Annotated in this window: 14 protein-coding genes and 3 pseudogenes; 7 read left to right on the forward strand and 10 right to left on the reverse strand. The window is 74.3% G+C overall.

Translation table 11 applies throughout. The features are described from left to right. Nucleotides 1-225: 225 nt before the first annotated feature. A pseudogene (locus ACOBQU_RS14865) lies at nucleotides 226-2,367 on the reverse strand (MMPL family transporter); the annotation flags it as partial. 382 nt (nucleotides 2,368-2,749) lie between these two features. Between ACOBQU_RS14865 and ACOBQU_RS14870 the strand changes: the two are divergent. Continuing rightward, nucleotides 2,750-3,415, forward strand: coding sequence for a response regulator transcription factor (locus ACOBQU_RS14870; protein WP_423634497.1), 666 nt, complete (start codon nucleotides 2,750-2,752; stop codon nucleotides 3,413-3,415). An 88-nt stretch (nucleotides 3,416-3,503) separates the two neighbouring features. Next, nucleotides 3,504-4,915: pseudogene (locus ACOBQU_RS14875) on the forward strand (sensor histidine kinase); the annotation flags it as partial. 279 nt (nucleotides 4,916-5,194) lie between these two features. On the opposite strand, the gene ACOBQU_RS14880 reads toward ACOBQU_RS14875, so the two are convergent. From ACOBQU_RS14880 to ACOBQU_RS14890, 3 genes are read right to left on the reverse strand one after another with little or no spacing between them, the layout of a single operon-like run. Then, complete coding sequence (locus tag ACOBQU_RS14880; RefSeq protein ID WP_423634499.1) at nucleotides 5,195-6,412, reverse strand: metallophosphoesterase; 1,218 nt, start codon at nucleotides 6,410-6,412, stop codon at nucleotides 5,195-5,197. After that, nucleotides 6,409-6,651, reverse strand: a complete 243-nt coding sequence (locus ACOBQU_RS14885; protein ID WP_423634501.1) for an SCO4848 family membrane protein — start codon at nucleotides 6,649-6,651, stop codon at nucleotides 6,409-6,411. The genes ACOBQU_RS14880 and ACOBQU_RS14885 overlap by 4 nt, the downstream gene beginning before the upstream one ends. A gap of 4 nt (nucleotides 6,652-6,655) precedes the next feature. Continuing rightward, nucleotides 6,656-6,787 (reverse strand): hypothetical protein, encoded by a 132-nt coding sequence (locus ACOBQU_RS14890; RefSeq protein WP_423635025.1) that lies wholly within the window; start codon nucleotides 6,785-6,787, stop codon nucleotides 6,656-6,658. Between the two features lie 63 nt (nucleotides 6,788-6,850). Between ACOBQU_RS14890 and ACOBQU_RS14895 the strand changes: the two genes are divergently transcribed. Next, the gene (locus tag ACOBQU_RS14895) at nucleotides 6,851-8,080 is read left to right on the forward strand and encodes a D-alanyl-D-alanine carboxypeptidase family protein (RefSeq protein ID WP_423634503.1); all 1,230 of its coding nucleotides are present in this window, start codon (nucleotides 6,851-6,853) and stop codon (nucleotides 8,078-8,080) included. Here ACOBQU_RS14895 and ACOBQU_RS14900 read toward each other — a convergent pair. Genes ACOBQU_RS14900 through ACOBQU_RS14915 form a run of 4 tightly spaced genes read right to left on the reverse strand, consistent with a single transcriptional unit; the run spans nucleotide 8,049 to nucleotide 10,951 of the window. Beyond that, complete coding sequence (locus tag ACOBQU_RS14900; protein ID WP_423627332.1) at nucleotides 8,049-8,996, reverse strand: YihY/virulence factor BrkB family protein; 948 nt, start codon at nucleotides 8,994-8,996, stop codon at nucleotides 8,049-8,051. The genes ACOBQU_RS14895 and ACOBQU_RS14900 overlap by 32 nt on opposite strands. Further along, nucleotides 8,984-9,445, reverse strand: coding sequence for a GtrA family protein (locus tag ACOBQU_RS14905; RefSeq protein WP_423634505.1), 462 nt, complete (start codon nucleotides 9,443-9,445; stop codon nucleotides 8,984-8,986). The genes ACOBQU_RS14900 and ACOBQU_RS14905 overlap by 13 nt, the downstream gene beginning before the upstream one ends. 5 nt (nucleotides 9,446-9,450) lie before the next feature. Then, a complete protein-coding gene (locus ACOBQU_RS14910; protein ID WP_423627333.1) occupies nucleotides 9,451-10,446 on the reverse strand; it encodes a decaprenyl-phosphate phosphoribosyltransferase in 996 nt (331 codons plus the stop codon). After that, entirely contained in the window at nucleotides 10,439-10,951 is a 513-nt protein-coding gene (locus tag ACOBQU_RS14915; RefSeq protein ID WP_423627335.1) for a phosphatase PAP2 family protein, read from the reverse strand. Before ACOBQU_RS14915 ends, ACOBQU_RS14910 begins: the two co-directional genes overlap by 8 nt. 152 nt (nucleotides 10,952-11,103) lie before the next feature. Here ACOBQU_RS14915 and ACOBQU_RS14920 point away from each other — a divergent pair, with 152 nt between their 5' ends. Next, a complete protein-coding gene (locus ACOBQU_RS14920) occupies nucleotides 11,104-12,504 on the forward strand; it encodes an FAD-binding protein (RefSeq protein WP_423627336.1) in 1,401 nt (466 codons plus the stop codon). Nucleotides 12,505-12,727: 223 nt separating this feature from the next. Then, nucleotides 12,728-13,483, forward strand: coding sequence for a decaprenylphospho-beta-D-erythro-pentofuranosid-2-ulose 2-reductase (locus tag ACOBQU_RS14925; protein ID WP_423627338.1), 756 nt, complete (start codon nucleotides 12,728-12,730; stop codon nucleotides 13,481-13,483). Here the strand turns inward: ACOBQU_RS14925 and ACOBQU_RS14930 are convergent. Continuing rightward, nucleotides 13,464-14,042 carry a 2'-5' RNA ligase family protein gene (locus tag ACOBQU_RS14930; protein ID WP_423627340.1) on the reverse strand — a complete coding sequence of 193 codons (579 nt, stop codon included), beginning with the start codon at nucleotides 14,040-14,042 and terminating at the stop codon, nucleotides 13,464-13,466. The genes ACOBQU_RS14925 and ACOBQU_RS14930 overlap by 20 nt on opposite strands. A 67-nt stretch (nucleotides 14,043-14,109) precedes the next feature. Further along, nucleotides 14,110-15,147 carry a tryptophan--tRNA ligase gene (gene trpS / locus ACOBQU_RS14935; protein WP_423627342.1) on the reverse strand — a complete coding sequence of 346 codons (1,038 nt, stop codon included), beginning with the start codon at nucleotides 15,145-15,147 and terminating at the stop codon, nucleotides 14,110-14,112. Nucleotides 15,148-15,246: 99 nt separating this feature from the next. On the opposite strand from trpS, the gene ACOBQU_RS14940 reads away from it, so the two are divergent. Both ACOBQU_RS14940 and ACOBQU_RS14945 read left to right on the forward strand, forming a co-directional pair. Continuing rightward, the gene (locus tag ACOBQU_RS14940) at nucleotides 15,247-15,966 is read left to right on the forward strand and encodes an RNA polymerase sigma factor (protein WP_423627344.1); all 720 of its coding nucleotides are present in this window, start codon (nucleotides 15,247-15,249) and stop codon (nucleotides 15,964-15,966) included. Further along, nucleotides 15,956-16,836, forward strand: a pseudogene (locus ACOBQU_RS14945) (hypothetical protein). Before ACOBQU_RS14940 ends, ACOBQU_RS14945 begins: the two are co-directional and overlap by 11 nt. Nucleotides 16,837-16,982: the final 146 nt, after the last annotated feature.

A 16,982-nucleotide genomic window follows, 5' to 3' on the forward strand; every position in this document is an offset into this window, starting at 1 on the left:
CGCGTACGGAGTTCCCTCGTGGTCGTACGGAGGCCCCTCCTGGTCGTACGGAAGTGCCCCGTGGTCGTACGGAGGCCCCTCCTGGTCGTACGGAAGTGCCCCGTGGTCGTACGGAGGCCCCTCGTGCTGGTGTGGAAGTCCGCAGGCCGCCGCCCGGTCCCGGGTGGGCGCCGGGTGCGGTCTGCCGAGGGCCGCCGCCACCAGGGCCTCCAGTTCCTCCGGCTCCGGCGGCCGGGCCTGCCGCGGCTCCACGGAGAGGTGCGGCAGACGGCGGTCGAGGGCGCGCGGCAGCCACCAGTTGGCGCGGCCGAGCAGGTGCATCACGGCGGGCACGAGCGCGGTGCGCAGCACGAACGCGTCCAGGGCCACGGCAGCGGCGAGGCCGACGCCCGCCATCGCGCCCTCCAGGTCGCCGCTCAGGACGAACGCGGAGAACACGCAGATCATGATGAGCGCCGCGCAGGTGATGACCCGGCTGGTCTCCGCGAGGCCGACCCGCACGGCGCGCGCGTTGTCACCGGTGTGCGCCCACTCCTCGTGCATGCGGCTGACCAGGAACACCTGGTAGTCCATCGACAGGCCGAAGAGCAGGGAGAGCATGATGACCGGCAGGAAGGCCGTGATGGGTCCCTCCCTGCCGACGCCCAGGGCCTCCGCTCCCCAGCCCCACTGGAAGACCGCGACCAGCACCCCGAAGGACGCGGCCGCCGCCACCAGGTTCATCGCGGCGGCGGTGAGCGGCACCGCCACCGAGCGGAACGCGACGAGCAGCAGCAGGAAGCCGAGGGCGACGATCGTGCCGACGAAGTACGGCAGCCGGTCGGCCGTCGCCGCGGCGAAGTCCTTGAACACCGCCGTCACGCCGCCGACGTGCGCCTCGGCGCCCGCGTGCGGCAGCACGTCGGCGCGCAGCCGGTCGATGAGCACGTCGGTCTCCCGCGACTGCGGGGACGAGTCCGGGACGACCTGGATCACGGCCGTGCCCCGCGCGCCGGGGGTGGTCTGCGGGGTCACGGCCGTGACGTGTGCGACGCCGTCGGTGTCCTGGATGCGCCGCACCAGGGCCTCGGCGCGCCCGGGGTCCGGCTGGTCGACGACGATCTGGAGGGGGCCGTTGACGCCGGGCCCGAAGCCCTCCGCGAGGAGGTCGTACGCCTGCCGGGTCGTCGTCGACTCGCGGTGGTTGCCCTGGTCGGTGGTGCCGAGGCGCAGCGAGAGCAGCGGCACGGCCAGGGCCGCCAGCACGGCGAGCGCGAGGACGGCGACGGTACGGGGGCGGCGCTCCACGGCGGCGGACCAGCGCGCCGCGAGGCCGCCCGGCTCCTCGGGCCCGGGGCCCGCCGCGGCGAGGCGGCGGCGCTGGCGGCGGCTGAGCACGCGGGTGCCGAGCAGGGCGAGCAGCGCGGGCAGCAGGGTGACCGCGGCGAGGACGCTCAGGACGACGGTGAGGGACGCGGCGATGACCACCCCGTCGAGGAAGCGCAGGCCCGTCACGAGCATCCCGGCGAGCGCCACGCACACGGTGCCGCCCGCGAACACCACGGCACGGCCCGAGGTGTCCAGGGCCCGCACGGCCGCCTCGCACGGGTCGAGTCCGCTCAGGACGCCCCGGCGGTGGCGGGTGACGACGAACAGGGCGTAGTCGATGCCGACGCCGAGCCCGATGAGCGTGCCGAGCAGCGGGGCCACCTCGGGCACGTCCGTGACGTGGCTGAGCAGCACCGTGCCGAGGGTGCCCGCGCCGACCGCGCACACGGCGGTGAGGATCGGCAGGAGCATCGCGAACAGGGAGCCGAAGGCGAGCAGGAGCACCACGGCCGCCGCCGCGACGCCGACGAGTTCGGCGGTGCCCGCGGGCGGTTCCTGGGTGCGGGCGACGGCCTGGCCGCCCAACGCCACGTCGAGGCCGGGGCGTTCGGCCGCGCGCGCCGTGTCGACGACCGTCTCGATCAGGTCCTCGGGGATCTCGTTGGCCTGCCGGGTGAAGGTGACCCGCGCGTAGGCGGTGCGGCCGTCCGCGCTGACCTGCGCGGCGGCGGCCGGTCCCGGCGCGTAGGGGCTCGCGACCTCGCCGACGCCGTCGAGCGCGGCGATCCGGTCGAGGGCGGGCCCGACGCGGCCGCGTACGGCGGCGTCGCGCACCGAGGTGCCGGGAGTCGTGCGCCACACCACGGTGTCGGTGTCGCCACCGCGGTCGGGGAACGCCCGCTCAAGGAGGTCGTGGGCGCGCTGGGAGTCGGTGCCGGGCAGCGTGAAGACGTTGGTGTAGGCGGTGCCCGCGGCGGTGCCCGCCGCGCCGAGCCCGCACAGCGCGCCCAGCCACAGCACCAGGACCACGAACCGGTACCGACAGCACCAGCGTGCCAACCCCGCCACGATGTACGCCCCTTCGTCTCGCGCTGTCCGCCGTCCGGTCCGGTCCGCTCCGTGTGCTCATCCGCCCGCTGGGGCCCCTCCGCTCGGGAGCCGCGCACCAGCATCAGGTGCGTGGACGGTGAACGGAGCGGCCCGGACCGGATTCACAAGGAACTCCAAGGCACGGACCCACCTGCCGTACAACGAGCGTGCGGATACTGGGGACATGAGCCACGCCGAAGGTCACCGGGGAACACCTGTCGGAGCACCAGCCGGGACGTCCGCGGGGGCGCCCGCCGGGGCGTCTGCCGGAACACCGGCAGGGGCGGCAGCGGGGGTGTCCGCCGGGGCGCCCGCCGGGGAGCGGCCCCCGTCCGGCGCGCGGCGCGCCACCGTGCTCGTCGTGGAGGACGAGCCGAGCATCGCCGACGTCCTCGCCATCGCCCTGCGCTACCACCACTTCGACGTGATGACGGCCGGGACGGTCCGCGAGGCCCTGGCCCGCGCCGAGCGCACCCGCCCCGACTGCGCGCTGCTCGACGTGATGCTGCCGGACGGCGACGGGCGCGCCCTCGGCCGGGAACTGCGGTCCCGGCGGCCCGAGTTGGCGCTGGTGTTCCTCACCGCGCGGGACGCGCCCGCCGAGGTCGTCGGCGCGCTCGGCTTCGGCGACGACTACATCACCAAGCCGTTCAACATCGACGAGGTGGTGGCCCGCATCGGCGCCGTCCTGCGCCGCACCCGGCCCGGCGACGTCCTGCCGCAGCGCCCGCCGCTGCGCTACGGCGACCTGGAGCTGGACGAGACCACGTACGTCGTGCGCCGCGGCGGCCACTCGGTGCAGCTCACGCCCACCGAGTACGCGCTGCTGCGCTTCCTCGTGCGCAACGGCGGCCGGACGGTGCCCAAGGAGCAGCTGCTGCGGCACGTGTGGAACATCGAGCACACGGCGGAGTCGACGGTCGTCGAGACCTATGTGAGCTATCTGCGGCGCAAGCTCGACCAGGTGGGGCCGCCGCTGATCACCACGCGCCGCGGCGTCGGGTACGGCCTTGCCTGACGCGCCCGCCCGCACCTCCGTGCCGGGGCTGCTGCCCTGGCACGTGCCGCCGCGCGCCCCGGCGCGCGCCCCGCGCGGGCGCTTCGGCATGAAGTCGCTGCGCGCCAAGCTCACGCTGGTGAACGTCGCCCTGCTCGCGCTCGGCATCGTCGCCGCGACCGCCGTCAGCGTCATGGGCATGAAGCACTACCTGCTGCACAAGACCGACACCGAACTCACGTCGTCGCGCTCCGCGTTCGACGACAAGTCGGTCCGGGTCGACGTGCTCAGGTCGCTGATCGGCATGGACTCCGTCGACGGCCTGCCGTGGGACACCGAGGGCTCCACCACCCTGCCCGCGTCCGAGTCGGTCATCGTCGCGGCCAACGCGCAGAACGGGCCCGTCTCCCTCACCGCGCTTCCCCCGTCGCGGCTCCAGCGCGAACTGGTCCGCGCCGTCGCCCCCGTCACCGACTTCGCCCGGTCCGACACGCCGCGGGACGTGAGCCTCGGCGGCGACTCCTACCGCGCGATCGGGGCGCGGCTCGACGGCGGGGCCGTCCTGGTGATGGCCAGCTCCACGGAGAACGTGCACGCCGGTGTCCGCCAGGCGCTCAAGCTGGACCTGGCGCTCGGGGCGGTGCTGCTCGCGCTGCTCGCCGTCCTCACGATGATCTCCGCGCGCCAGCGGCTGCGGCCCCTGGAGGACATGGTGGCGACGGCGTCCGCGATCGCCGACGGCGACCTGAAGCGGCGCGTGCCCTCCAGCAGCGCCGCCGTCCTGGAGACCGAGCAGCTGCGGCTCGCCCTGAACTCGATGCTCCAGCAGGTCGAGGCGGCCTTCGCGACGCGGGAGCGCAGCGCGGCCCAGCTGCGGCAGTTCGTCGCGGACGCCTCGCACGAGCTGCGCACCCCGCTGGCCGCGATCCGCGGCTACCTCCAGCTGTACGACCGGGGGATGCTGAACACCCCGGAGGAGCGCGCCCGCGCCTGGGACCGGGTCAACGCCGAGACCGACCGCATGAACCACCTGGTCGAGGAGCTGCTCACGCTGGCCCGCCTCGACCAGCGGCCGGAGCTGCGCTACCGCTCGGTCGACCTCAGCCGCCTGGTGCGGGACGCCGCGGACGACCTGCGCGCGCAGGAGCCCGGCCGTCCGCTGACGGTGTCCGCGGACGGCGCGATCCTGGTGCAGGCCGACGAGCAGGGGCTGCGCAAGGTCCTCGCCAACCTGCTCGCCAACGTCCGCGCGCACACGCCCGCCGACACGCCGGTGCGGATCCGCCTGGAGCGGCGCGGCGGCCGGGTGGTGCGGCTGACCGTGGCCGACGAGGGGCCGGGCATGGCGCCCAGGGACGCGGCCCGGGTCTTCGACCGGTTCTTCCGGGGGCGGGCGGGGGCGCGGGCAGCGGGCTCGGCATGGCGATCGTGCGGGGCGTGGTGGCGGCGCACGGCGGTGACGTCGCGGTCCGCACGGCCCCAGGCAAGGGCCTGACGGTCCTGGTCACGCTCCCGGGCACACCGGTCGGCCCGGCGGCGCCCCCGCGTCCGACGGTGCCGCCGCAGCGTACGCCGACGGGGGCGGGGCGGGTGCCGGGGGTGCCGGAGGGGCCTGGGATGCCTGAGGTGCCTGAGGTGCCTGAGGTGCCTGAGGTGCCTGAGGTGCCTGAGGTGCCGACGGAGTCTGGGGTGCCTGAAGTTCCGGAGGTGCCTACGGAGCCGCCGCTGCCGCCGGGGCCACCGGCGCCGCCCAGGCCGCCCGAGCCGCCCGCCGACGCCTTCGGTCCCCCGGCCCCCCGGTCAGGCCCGCGTCGAGGCCAGCTCCACCACCGTGACGTCCGACGGGGCGCCCACCCGTACGGGCGGGCCCCACGCCCCGGCTCCCCGCGTCACGTACAGCTGGGTGTCGCCGTACCGCTCCAGGCCCGCGAGCGTCGGGTTGGCGAGGTCGGCGACGAAGTTGTTGGGCCAGAGCTGTCCGCCGTGGGTGTGGCCGGACAGCTGGAGGTCGACGCCGTGCTTCACGGCGTCGTGGATGACGACCGGCTGGTGGGCGAGCAGCACCGACGCCCGCGCCCGGTCCCGGTCGCCGAGCGCCTTCACGAAGTCGGGGCCGTCGCCCTCGTCCTCGCCCTGGACGTCGTTAACGCCCGCGAGGTCGAAGTACGGCAGCTCGGTACGGGCGTTCTCCAGCGGGCGCAGGCCGAGTTCCCGCACGTGCTCGACCCACTGCTCGGCGCCCGAGAAGTACTCGTGGTTGCCGGTGACGAAGAAGGCGCCGTGCCGGGCGCGCAGGTCCGCGAGGGGGCGCGCGGCGCCCGCCAGGTCCTCGACGTCGCCGTCGACCAGGTCGCCGACGATCGCGATCAGGTCCGGCTGCGTGGAGTTGACGGTGTCCACGACCCGCTGGGCGAAGCCGCGGCCCAGGACGGGGCCCAGGTGGACGTCGCTCACCACGGCGATCCGGAAGCCGTGTGCCGCGCGCGGCAGCTTGGCGAGGGGCACGGTAACGCGCTTCACGCGGGGGCCGCGCAGGACGTTGTGGGTGCCGTGGCCGACGGTGGCCGCGGCGACGGTGGCCGCGCCCGCGGCCACCGTTCTGGCCACGAAGAGGCGCCGGGGCAACTCCCCCGCGGGCTTCTCCTCCGGCGGGGGCCCCGCCTCGTCGGCGCTGCGCGCCTCGTCCTCAGGCGCCGGACGGGCTCGCCGGGTCCACCTCAGCAGCAGGGGGCGTACGAGTTCCCCCACCAGCAGCGCCAACAGCAGGTACAGCGCGAACGGCATCCACAGGAAGCCCGGCCACGCCAGGACCTGCTGGAGCCAGAAGGGCGCTCCGGAGCGCTCGGCGGCCAGCGCCCCGAACATCAGGAGCGGCCCGGCGGCGTACGCGACCGTGCCCAGGCGGCGGGCCCGCGAGCCCTTGACCGTCGTGTCGCGGACCACGCGCCGCCACACGTACCAGAGCAGCCCGCCGAAGGCGACGGCCACACCCAGCAGGACCAGGACGACCACGGCTATGACGTTCGGCGCAGTGCGCGCACTCCGCGGAACCCGATGACCCCTACCGCCGTCCCCAAGGCAAAGGAGACAACGGCGAGCGTCAGGTGCACCCAGAAGTACCCGGTCGGATTGTCCGCGTCGTCGAAGGCGAGCCCGCTGCCGTCCTTCCAGAGGTTCTTGACGAAAGTGATCCAGATGAACCAGCTCCACACGCCGAAGGCGAGCAGAAACCAGGAGACGGGACGGCTGAGCTTCATACGCTCAGTATCGCCAGCCGCCCTCACGCACCGCCTTCGGGGTGGGGAGCAGGACCGTCGTCACGGCGGGGAGCAGAACCGTCACCACGGCGGGGAGCAGGACCGTCACCACGGTGCGGACCAGGACCGTCACCACGGCGGGGCGCGGCGGGCGGCCTCGGCGGACGGCGGCGCGGCCCGGCCCTGTACGTTTTCGTCCGTGCCTGTCCTCAAGAAGACCGCCCTGGTCGTCGCCTCCGCGACCCTGATGTCCCTGTCGGCCACCGCGCCCGCGCTCGCCGACGGCAAGCCCGGCGCCGACAAGACCACACAGCCGAAGCCGCCCGCCCAGATGTCCACGGTCGGCGGGGCGCGCCTCGGCAAGCCCGGCACGCAGGTGGACCTGGGGACGGGCGCGCCGGTGCTGCCGAAGAAGCTGTCGGCCCGCTCGTGGATGGTGTCGGACGCGGAGAGCGGCGAGGTGCTCGCCGCGCACAACGCGCACTGGCGGCTGGCCCCCGCGAGCACCCTGAAGATGCTGTTCGCGGACACGATCCTGCCGAGGTTCCCCAAGACGCAGAAGCGCAAGGTGGAGCTGGCGGACCTGGCGGACGTCGGCGTGGGCAGCAGCCTGGTCGGCATCAAGGAGAACGAGACGTACTCGGTCCACGACCTGTGGCTCGGCGTCTTCCTGCGCTCCGGCAACGACGCCGTGCACGTGCTGTCCCACATGAACGGCGGCGTGGCGCGGACCGTCAAGGACATGCAGAAGCACGCCGAGGAGCTGCAGGCGCTCGACACGCACGTCGTCACGCCCGACGGCTACGACGAGAAGGGCCAGGTGTCGTCCGCGTACGACCTGACCCTGTTCGCCCGCTCCGGCCTGCAGAAGAAGGACTTCCGCGAGTACTGCGCGACGGCCACCGCCCAGTTCCCCGGCAAGACCGTGAAGGTCAAGAAGGGCAAGGACAAGGGCAAGACCAAGCGGGAGTCCTTCGGCATCCAGAACACCAACCGGCTGCTCACGGGCGCCGACGGCGTCGGGCAGTACCGGGGCATCGCGGGCGTCAAGAACGGCTCGACGACCAACGCGGGCAACACGTTCACGGGCGTCGCCGAGCGCGACGGCAAGGTGCTGCTCGTCACCGTCATGAACCCGTCGTCCACCGAGCCGCACGCCGTCTACAAGGAGACGGCCCGCCTGCTCGACTGGGGCTTCGCCGCGCACGGCAAGGTGAAGCCGGTCGGCGAGCTGGTCGCCCCGAAGGGCGCGCGGACCGGCGCGGGCAAGGGCGCGCCGAACGGCGACGCCGCCAAGAGCGTGGCGCACGCCTCCGAGGAGAAGTCGGGCGGCATGGGCGTGGCCCTCGGCATCGCGGCCGGGGTCCTCGCGGTGATCGCGGGCGGCCTGTTCCTGCTCAACCGCCGCTGGCCGCTGCGCCGCCAGTGACGTCCTGCGTACGGGGGACTTCCGCCGTCGGAGGCGAGTCCTCCGTACGGGGCGAGTCCTCCGTACGCCGCTGGCTCGGCGTCGCCGTCCAGGCGGCGCAGAACAGCAGCAGCTTCGCGGTGAAGTTGATCCACAGCAGCAGCGCGACGGGCACCCCGAACGCGCCGTACATGCTCTTCGCGGCGACGCCCTTCATATAGCCGCCGAGCAGCGCCTTCAGGAGTTCGAACCCGGCGGCGCCGATGAGCGCGGCGACGAGCAGGGCGCGCCGGTGCGGCTGCACGCCGGGCAGCAGCGTGAGGACGTACAGCAGGAGCAGGAAGTCCGCGAGGACGGCGATGGCGAAGGCGGCCGCCTGGAGCAGGACGCCGCCGGGGCCGTCGCGGTCGACGCCGAGCTGGTCGGCGGTCCAGCCGACGGCGGTGGAGGCCACGGCGGAGGCGATCAGCGAGGCGAGTCCGGCGCCGCCGAGCCCGGCGAGCACGCCGAGGTCCTTGAGCTTGCGCAGGAACGGGTTCTCGTCGGTGTCCTCCAGGAGCCAGACGGCGCGCAGGCACTCCCTTATCGAGCCGACCCAGCCGACGCCGGTGAACAGCAGCAGGGCGCCCGCGACGAGGCCGACGGTGCCCGCGTTGGCGACGAGCGCGTCCAGGTCGAGCTGGTCGGAGATGCCCGGCACCTGCTCGGCGATCTTGTCCTCGATGTTCTTCTGCTGCTGGGTGGAGAGGGTGGCCGCGGCGATGGCGGCGGCGACCGTGATCAGCGGGAACAGCGCGACGAAGCTGATGAAGGTCATCGCGGCGGCGAGCCGGGTCCAGTGCACCTGGTCGAGGCGTTCGTAGGAGCGCCACGCGTGGGTGCGCGTCAGTCTCTCGACGTACGGCCCGATGCCGGGAAGCTTCTTCAGCCAGTCCATGTCGCCTGCCCCGTTCCTGGTGCGGCCCGCGCGGTCCGCGCGGCCTGTGAGCGGAATACCAAGGTCCGGGTACCCCAAAACCGCAGGACAGTGGCGAGTGCCATGCCGATTCCCGCGCCGGAGACGATGTCGGCGCGCCGCGAGGTGAGGCCGAGGCCGTAGTGGGACACGGCCAGGCACAGGAGTTGGACGAGGGCCCCGGCGACGTTCACGGCGACGAAGACGGCGTACTGGCGGGCCCGCGAGGTGCCGGTGGCGGCCCGCCGGTAGGTGCCGAGGGCGTTGCCCGCGTACGCCACCGTGCACCCGGCGACGAACGCGAGGGCCTTGGCGGTGAGCGGGTCGAGGCCGCCGGGGCCGCGCAGCCACACGAACAGGCCGAGGTCGGCGGCGTACGCGCAGATCCCGGCGGCGGCGAAGCCGAGCAGTTCGCGGGCGCCGGGGCGCACCCCGCTCACCAGTCCGCGACCGCGAGGCCGTACATGGCGAGCCAGACGGCGCCGATCAGCGCGAGCGCCCGGTCGCGCAGCACCACGTCCTCGGGCTCACCGGCCGTGCCGCGGTCGGCGAAGACGGCGTAGCGCAGCACCGCGAGGATGAAGGCCACCACCGACAGCTGCCGCCACGGCAGCAGTCCGGTGCCCGCGATGCCGCCGGACTCCAGGGCCCACAGGCAGTACGCGAGGACGGCGACGCCCGCCGCGAGCTGCCAGACGAACCGCAGGTAGCCGGTGGTGTACTCGGTGAGCAGGGCGCGGGTGGCGCCCGCCCGATCCGCCAGCTGCACGGCCTCGGAGTAGCGCTTGGCGGACACCATGAACAGCGCGCCGAACCCGGTGGTGATCAGGAACCAGCGGGACAGCGGGATGTCGAGCGCGAGCCCGCCGATCATGGCCCGCATCAGGAACCCGGTGGCGACCACGGCGAGATCGACGACCAGGACGTGCTTGAGGCTGACGCAGTACGCGAGTTGCATCACGACGTACGCGGCGAGCAGGCCCGCCGTGGCCGGGGTGCACAGGACGGCGGCGGCCAGCGGCGCGAGGACGGCGAGCGCGGCGCCCGCGGCGTACGCGACGGGCACGGGGACCTGGCCCGCGGCGACGGGCCGCCGCCGCTTGGTGGGGTGGGCGCGGTCGGCGTCGGCGTCGCGGGCGTCGTTGACGAGGTAGACGGCGCTGGCGGCGGCCGTGAACAGGGCGAAGACGAGGGCGACCTGGACCAGGGCGTGCCGCGAGAACAGCTCGCCCGCGGCGGCCGGGGCGGCGATGACCAGGACGTTCTTGACCCACTGCCGGGGCCGCGCGGTCTTCAGGAGCCCGAGCGGCAGGCTCACGGGGCCGGGGCGGCGGGGGGCCGGGGAGCGGGGCGGGGCCAGGACGGCGGTGGTGGCCGTGCCGGTGCCGCCGCGGGTGCTGGCGGTGCTGGCGGTGCTCGTGCGTTCAGGCATCGCGGTGGGCTCCCTTCATCCAGGGGGCGCCCGCGTAGACGGTGAGCGCGCCGAGCGCGGCGCCCGCCGCGACGTCCGAGGGGTAGTGGACGCCGACGACCATGCGGGACACGCACATCACGGCGGCGAGCGGCGGCACCAGGTGGCTGCCGACCGGGCGCAGCGCGCCGAAGGCGACGGCGGCGGCCGCCGCGGACGTGGCGTGCGAGCTGGGGAAGGAGTGCCGCCCGCTGGTGCGCACGAGCGGCCGTACGTGGCCGGGCCTCGGGCGGCGTACGACCTGCTTGACGCCCATGCTGACCAGGTGCGCGACCGCGGTGAGCGCGGTGCCGCGCAGCCAGGCGGTGCGCCGCTCGCGGTCGAGCGCGGCGCCGGTGAGACCGGCGGCGAGCCACACCGCGCCGTGCTCGCCGCTGAAGGACAGGGCGCGGGCGGCGGCGGCCACCCGCGGGTCGCCGCCGCAGTCGCGCAGGGCCGTGAGGAGCCGGTGGTCCATGTCATGCATGCGGTCGACTCTTCTAGCCGCCACCCCAATAATCGGGACAATCTTGGGTGACACTCATGTAATCACCCATTTCGGTGAGAGCACGGTGATTTATACCAAACAGCATTCAACTCCCCCTTAACACGCTGTTTCCGGGCGATACGGTCACTGGCATGTCTCCCACCACCGCACCCGCGTCCACGGGCACGGAACCGGCCGTGCCCGCGCCCGCCACCCCCGTGTCCGTGTCCGGCTGGGGCCGCACCGCCCCCAGCACCGCCCGCCTGGTGCGGCCCCGTTCGCAGGAGGAGGCGGTGGCCGCGCTGCGCGCCTGCGCCGAGCGCGGCGGCATCCCACGTGGCCTCGGCCGCGCCTACGGGGACGCCGCGCAGAACGCGGGCGGCGCGGTCCTGGACATGACGGGCCTGGACCGCGTGCACACCGTCGACGCGGACGCGGGCACGGTGGTCTGCGACGCGGGCGTCTCGCTGCACCACCTGATGGAAGTCCTGCTCCCCCTCGGCTGGTTCGTGCCGGTGACGCCCGGTACCCGCTACGTGACCGTCGGCGGCGCGATCGGCGCCGACATCCACGGCAAGAACCACCACGTCTCCGGGTCCTTCTCCCGGCACGTCCGCGGCTTCGACCTGCTCACCGCCGACGGCACCGTGCGCAAGGTCCGCCCCGGCAGCAGGCTCTTCGACGCCACGGCGGGCGGCATGGGCCTCACCGGCGTGATCCTGCGGGCCAGGCTCCAGTGCGTGCCCGTGCAGACGTCCCTGATGACCGTCGACACCGAACGCGCCACGGACCTCGACGACCTGATGGCCCGCCTCACCGCCACCGACCACCGCTACCGCTACTCCGTCGCGTGGATCGACCTGCTCGCCCGGGGCGCCGCCACCGGCCGCGCCGTCCTCACCCGCGGCGACCACGCACCCCTCGACGCGCTGCCGCCGCGCGCCCGGCGCGCACCCCGCGCCTTCCACCCCCGCAGCCTCCCGCCCGCCCCCTCCCTGCTCCCCTCCGGCCTCCTCGGCCGCACCACCGTCGGGCTCTTCAACGAACTCTGGTACCGCAAGGCGCCGCGCCACCGCACGGGCGAACTCCAGAAGCTCTCCGCCTTCTTCCACCCCCTGGACGGCGTCCCGCACTGGAACCGCGTCTACGGCCGCGGCGGCTTCGTCCAGTACCAGTTCGTCGTCGGGTACGGGCAGGAGGAGGCCCTGCGCCGCATCGTCGACCGCATCGCGCGGCACCGCTGCCCCTCGTTCCTCGCGGTCCTGAAGCGGTTCGGCGCCGGAGACCCCGGCTGGCTGTCCTTCCCGCTGCCGGGGTGGACCCTCGCCCTGGACATCCCGGCGACGCTGCCGGGCCTCCCGGCGTTCCTCGACGCCCTCGACGAGGAGGTCGCCGCCGCCGGGGGCCGCGTCTACCTCGCCAAGGACTCCCGCCTGCGCCCCGAACTCCTCGCCGCCATGTACCCCCGCCTCGACGACTTCCGCGCGCTCCGCCAAACCCTGGACCCCGCCCGCGTGTTCCGCTCCGACCTCTCCCGCCGCCTGGGCCTCTGACCGGCCCGGGCAACCGCCCCATCGCGCTGCGCGCTCGTCCTCGAACGCCGGACGGGCTGCATCCCCGCCCCCGATCTCAGCCCGTCCGGCGTTTGAGGACGAGGCGCGGAGCGCCGATAGAGCGGGGTGCCAGGGGCGGCAGCCCCTGGTTTCGGAGAAGGGGCGGGCCTGGGGCGCGCCCGCGAGACCCGTCCCCCGCCCCACGACAACCCAAAGGACCCCCATGAAGGACGCCTTCGGCACCCCCCAGTCGCTGCTGATCCTCGGCGGCACGTCCGAGATCGCCCACGCCACGGCCACCCGCCTCACCGCCACCCGCACCCGCGAGATCTGGCTGGCGGGCCGCCCCTCACCCGCCCTGGAGGAGTCCGCCCAGACCCTCCGCGACCGCGGCGCGGTCGTCCACACCGTGCCCTTCGACGCCCTGGACGCCGACTCCCACGAGGAGACCCTCGGCAAGGTCTTCGCGCAGAGCGACATCGACATGGTGCTGCTGGCCTTCGGCATCCTCGGCGACCAGGCGCGGGACGAGGACGACCCGGCCGCCGCGGTCCGCGTCGCGCAGACCAACTACACCGGCGCGGTCTCCGCCGGCCTGGTGTGCGCCCGCGCGCTCCAGGCCCAGGGCCACGGCTCCCTGGTCGTGCTGTCCTCCGTCGCGGGCGAGCGCGCCCGCCGCTCGAACTTCATCTACGGCTCCAGCAAGGCGGGCCTCGACGCCTTCGCCCAGGGCCTGGGCGACGCGCTGCACGGCACCGGCGTGCACGTGATGGTGGTGCGCCCCGGCTTCGTACGGACGAAGATGACGGCGGGTCTGCCGGACGCCCCGCTGGCGACGACCCCGCAGGCCGTAGCGGAGGCGATCGAGACGGGGCTCAGGCGCCGCTCGGAGACGGTGTGGGTGCCGGGCTCGCTGCGCGTGGTGATGTCGGCGCTGCGGCACGTGCCGCGCCCGGTGTTCAGACGGCTCCCCGTGTGAACCGGTCCCGCGCGGTGCCCTGCGGCGGCACGGTGCTGCCGCCGAAGGGGAACTCCCGCAGCTTGCGCCACACCCCGTCGGCGCCCTGCTCGTAGAGCGCGAAGCCGGTGCAGGACCACTGGGCCTCGTACTCCGCCAGCTCCTCGTACGCCCGGTCCATCGCCTCCTCGGCGATGCCGTGCGCGACGGTGACGTGCGGGTGGTACGGGAACTGCAGCTCCCGCGCGACGGGGCCGGACGCGTCGCGGACCCGCTCCTGGAGCCAGGCACAGGCCGAGCCGCCCTCGACGACCCGCACGAACACCACGGGCGACAGCGGCCGGAACGTGCCCGTGCCGCTGAGCCGCATCGGGAAGGGGCGCCCGCGCGCCGCGACGGCCACCAGGTGGTCCTCGACCGCGGGCAGCGCGGCGGCGTCCACCTCCGTCGGCGGCAGCAGCGTGACGTGCGTGGGGATGCCGTGCGCGGCGGGGTCACCGAAGCCCGCGCGCAGCTCCTGGAGCAGGCTGCCGTGAGGCTCCGGGACCGCGATCGACACACCGATCGTTACGGTCCCCACGTCGTACTCCTGTCGTCGTGTTCCTTGGCGTCTTGCTGGACGCGCGGGCGGCCCGCGCGGCGGCGCGTCAGTGCTTGGCGGGCAGGAAGCCCACCTTGTCGTACGCCTGCGCGAGGGTCTCGGCGGCGACGGCACGGGCCTTCTCCGCGCCCTTGGCCAGGATCGAGTCGAGCGTCTCCGGGTCGTCCAGGTACTCCTGGGTGCGCTCCCGGAACGGCGTCACGAACTCGACCATGACCTCGGCGAGGTCCGTCTTGAGCGCACCGTAGCCCTTGCCCTCGTACTTCTGCTCCAGTTCCGCGATACCGGTGCCCGTGAGCGTCGAGTAGATGGTGAGGAGGTTGCTGACGCCCGGCTTGTCCGTGACGTCGTACCTGATCACCGTGTCGGTGTCGGTGACGGCGCTCTTGACCTTCTTCGCGGTGGCCTTCGGCTCGTCGAGGAGGTTGATCAGGCCCTTCGGCGTGGACGCCGACTTGCTCATCTTGATCGCCGGGTCCTGGAGGTCGTAGATCTTCGCGGTCTCCTTCAGGATGTACGGCGCCGGGACGGTGAACGTGTCCCCGTAGCGGCCGTTGAACCGCTCGGCCAGGTCGCGGGTCAGCTCGATGTGCTGGCGCTGGTCCTCGCCGACCGGGACCTCGTGGGCCTGGTAGAGCAGGATGTCGGCGACCTGGAGGATCGGGTACGTGAACAGGCCGACGGAGGCGCGGTCGGCGCCCTGCTTGGCGGACTTGTCCTTGAACTGGGTCATGCGGGAGGCCTCGCCGAAGCCGGTGAGGCAGTTCATGATCCAGGCGAGCTGGGCGTGCTCGGGGACGTGGCTCTGCACGAACAGCGTGCAGCGGTCCGGGTCGAGGCCCGCGGCGAGCAGCTGCGCCGCGGCGAGCCGGGTGTTGGCCCGCAGGTCCGCCGGGTCCTGCGGGACCGTGATCGCGTGCAGGTCCACGACCATGTAGAACGCGTCGTGGGACTCCTGAAGGGCCACCCACTGGCGTACGGCGCCCAGGTAGTTGCCGAGGTGGAACGAGCCTGCGGTGGGCTGGATTCCGGAGAGCACCCGGGGTCGGTCGCCGGGGAGCACGCGGGGACTTTCAGAGGCCATGCCCAGCATTCTCTCAGGTGTCGCCCGTTGCTCGGGAACGGGCCGGAAAGAGGGGGCGCCGGGTGGGAACCGACGGGGGCCGGGCGGTGTACCAAAGGTGTGAGTGCACGGGGGAAGGCCCGGGAGCGGGCTCCGGGGCGCGAGGCGGGGCGGGCGCTGGAGGGGGACGGCATCGGCGTCGACGAGGCGGCGGTCATCGCGCGGGTGCGCGCCGGGGAGCCGGAGGCGTACGCCGAGTTGGTGCGCGCCTTCACCGGCGTGGCGCTGCGGGCCGCGGCCGCGCTCGGCGCGGGCGCGGACGCCGAGGACGTGGTGCAGCAGTCCTTCTTCAAGGCGTATCGCGCGCTGGGGCGGTTCCAGGACGGCGCGGCGTTCCGGCCGTGGCTGCTCGCGATCGTGGCCAATGAGACGAGGAACACAGTGCGTTCGGCGGCGCGGCGGCGCTCGGTGGTGGGGCGCGAAGCGCTCTTCGCCGAGGCGGAGCCGCTGATACCGGAATCGGCGGACCCGGCGGTCGCGGCCCTGGACCGCGAGCGCCGCACCGTGCTCCTGTCCGCCCTGGACCGGCTCAGCGAGCCCCACCGCCTGGTCGTGACGTACCGGTACCTCCTGGACATGGACGAGGCCGAGACCGCCCAGGCCCTCGGCTGGCCCCGGGGCACGGTCAAGTCCCGGCTGAGCCGGGCGCTGCGCAAGCTGGAGCGGCTGCTGCCGGGGGCCGAGTGCGGCGGGACCGGGCGCGCGGGGCGCGAACGCGAGGAATACCAGGGACGCGAGGGTTACGAGGGACGCGAGGGAGGTGGCAGGCGTGGGTGGTGAGCGGGACGGCGAGCGGGACGGCGAGCGGGACGGCCAGCGGCGGGGTGACTACCCGCGCCTGCTGCCGGAGGAGCTGCGGGCCCTCGGGCGGGCCCTCGACCGCCCGGAGCGCGGCGAGACGATGGTCGAGCGGGTGCTGGCGCAGATAGTCGCCGAGGGCGCGCTGCCGGGGCGGCCCGGCCCCGGTGACCGGCTCCGCGAGCGGGGGCGGCGGCTGCGGCGCGGGCTGCGAGCGCGCTGGCGGGCGCTCACGGCGTCGGTGTGCGCCCTGCTGACGGTGCTGGCGCTGACCCCGCCGGTGCGCGCGGCCGTCTCCGACTGGTTCCCCTGGTTCGACTTCGGCGGCGTCGAGGTGCGGTACGACCCGTCGGCGCCGCCGTCGAGCGCGGGCGTGCCGGGCTGCGGCGCGGCCCCGGTGCCGCTGGCGCGGGCGGCCCGCGAGGCCGGGTTCCGCCCGGTCGTGCCGCGGGCCCTGGGCGAGCCGGACGCGGTGTCGGTGACGCGTGAGCCGCGCCACCGCTTCCTGATCACCCTGTGCTGGCGCGAGCGGGGCCGGACCATTCGCCTCGACCAGTTCCCGGCCCCGCTGGATCCGGGCTTCACCAAGGGAATCGACGACCACCCGGAGTGGACACAGGTCGGCCGCGACACGGCCCTGTGGTTCCCCGCCCCCACCGCCTCGAATTCTGGATGCGCACCCCGCGGGGCGACCACTGGTCCCGCACGGCCCGCCCAGCGGGCCCGACGCTCCTATGGACCCACGCGGAAACCCTCACCCTCCGCCTCGAAGGCATCCCGACGAAGGACCGGGCGGTGCGGGTGGCCCGGTCGGTGGGGGGTGACTCCGGGGGGGCCGTGATCGTGGGGTGAGGCGGGCGTACGGCCGCTGGGCTGGGCCGCCGGAACGGGATCGGGCCCGGGCGGGAGGGGCGGTGGGCCGCGCGCAACTGATCGGGGAGCGCGGGGGCCACACGTCAGTGCCCTGCTGAGGTTCACACGGAGGTTCGCGGCGCTGA

It is taken from the genome of Streptomyces sp. G45 (assembly GCF_049542095.1).
GTDB lineage: Bacteria > Actinomycetota > Actinomycetes > Streptomycetales > Streptomycetaceae > Streptomyces.

Coding starts and splice junctions, on each gene's coding strand:
- ACOBQU_RS14885 (WP_423634501.1), bottom strand. CDS start 6,651: ATGAAGCTCAGCCGTCCCGTCTCCTGGTTTCTGCTCGCCTTCGGCGTG.
- ACOBQU_RS14900 (WP_423627332.1), bottom strand. CDS start 8,996: ATGGACTGGCTGAAGAAGCTTCCCGGCATCGGGCCGTACGTCGAGAGA.
- ACOBQU_RS14910 (WP_423627333.1), bottom strand. CDS start 10,446: ATGCCTGAACGCACGAGCACCGCCAGCACCGCCAGCACCCGCGGCGGC.
- ACOBQU_RS14915 (WP_423627335.1), bottom strand. CDS start 10,951: ATGCATGACATGGACCACCGGCTCCTCACGGCCCTGCGCGACTGCGGC.
- ACOBQU_RS14920 (WP_423627336.1), top strand. CDS start 11,104: ATGTCTCCCACCACCGCACCCGCGTCCACGGGCACGGAACCGGCCGTG.
- ACOBQU_RS14925 (WP_423627338.1), top strand. CDS start 12,728: ATGAAGGACGCCTTCGGCACCCCCCAGTCGCTGCTGATCCTCGGCGGC.
- trpS (WP_423627342.1), bottom strand. CDS start 15,147: ATGGCCTCTGAAAGTCCCCGCGTGCTCCCCGGCGACCGACCCCGGGTG.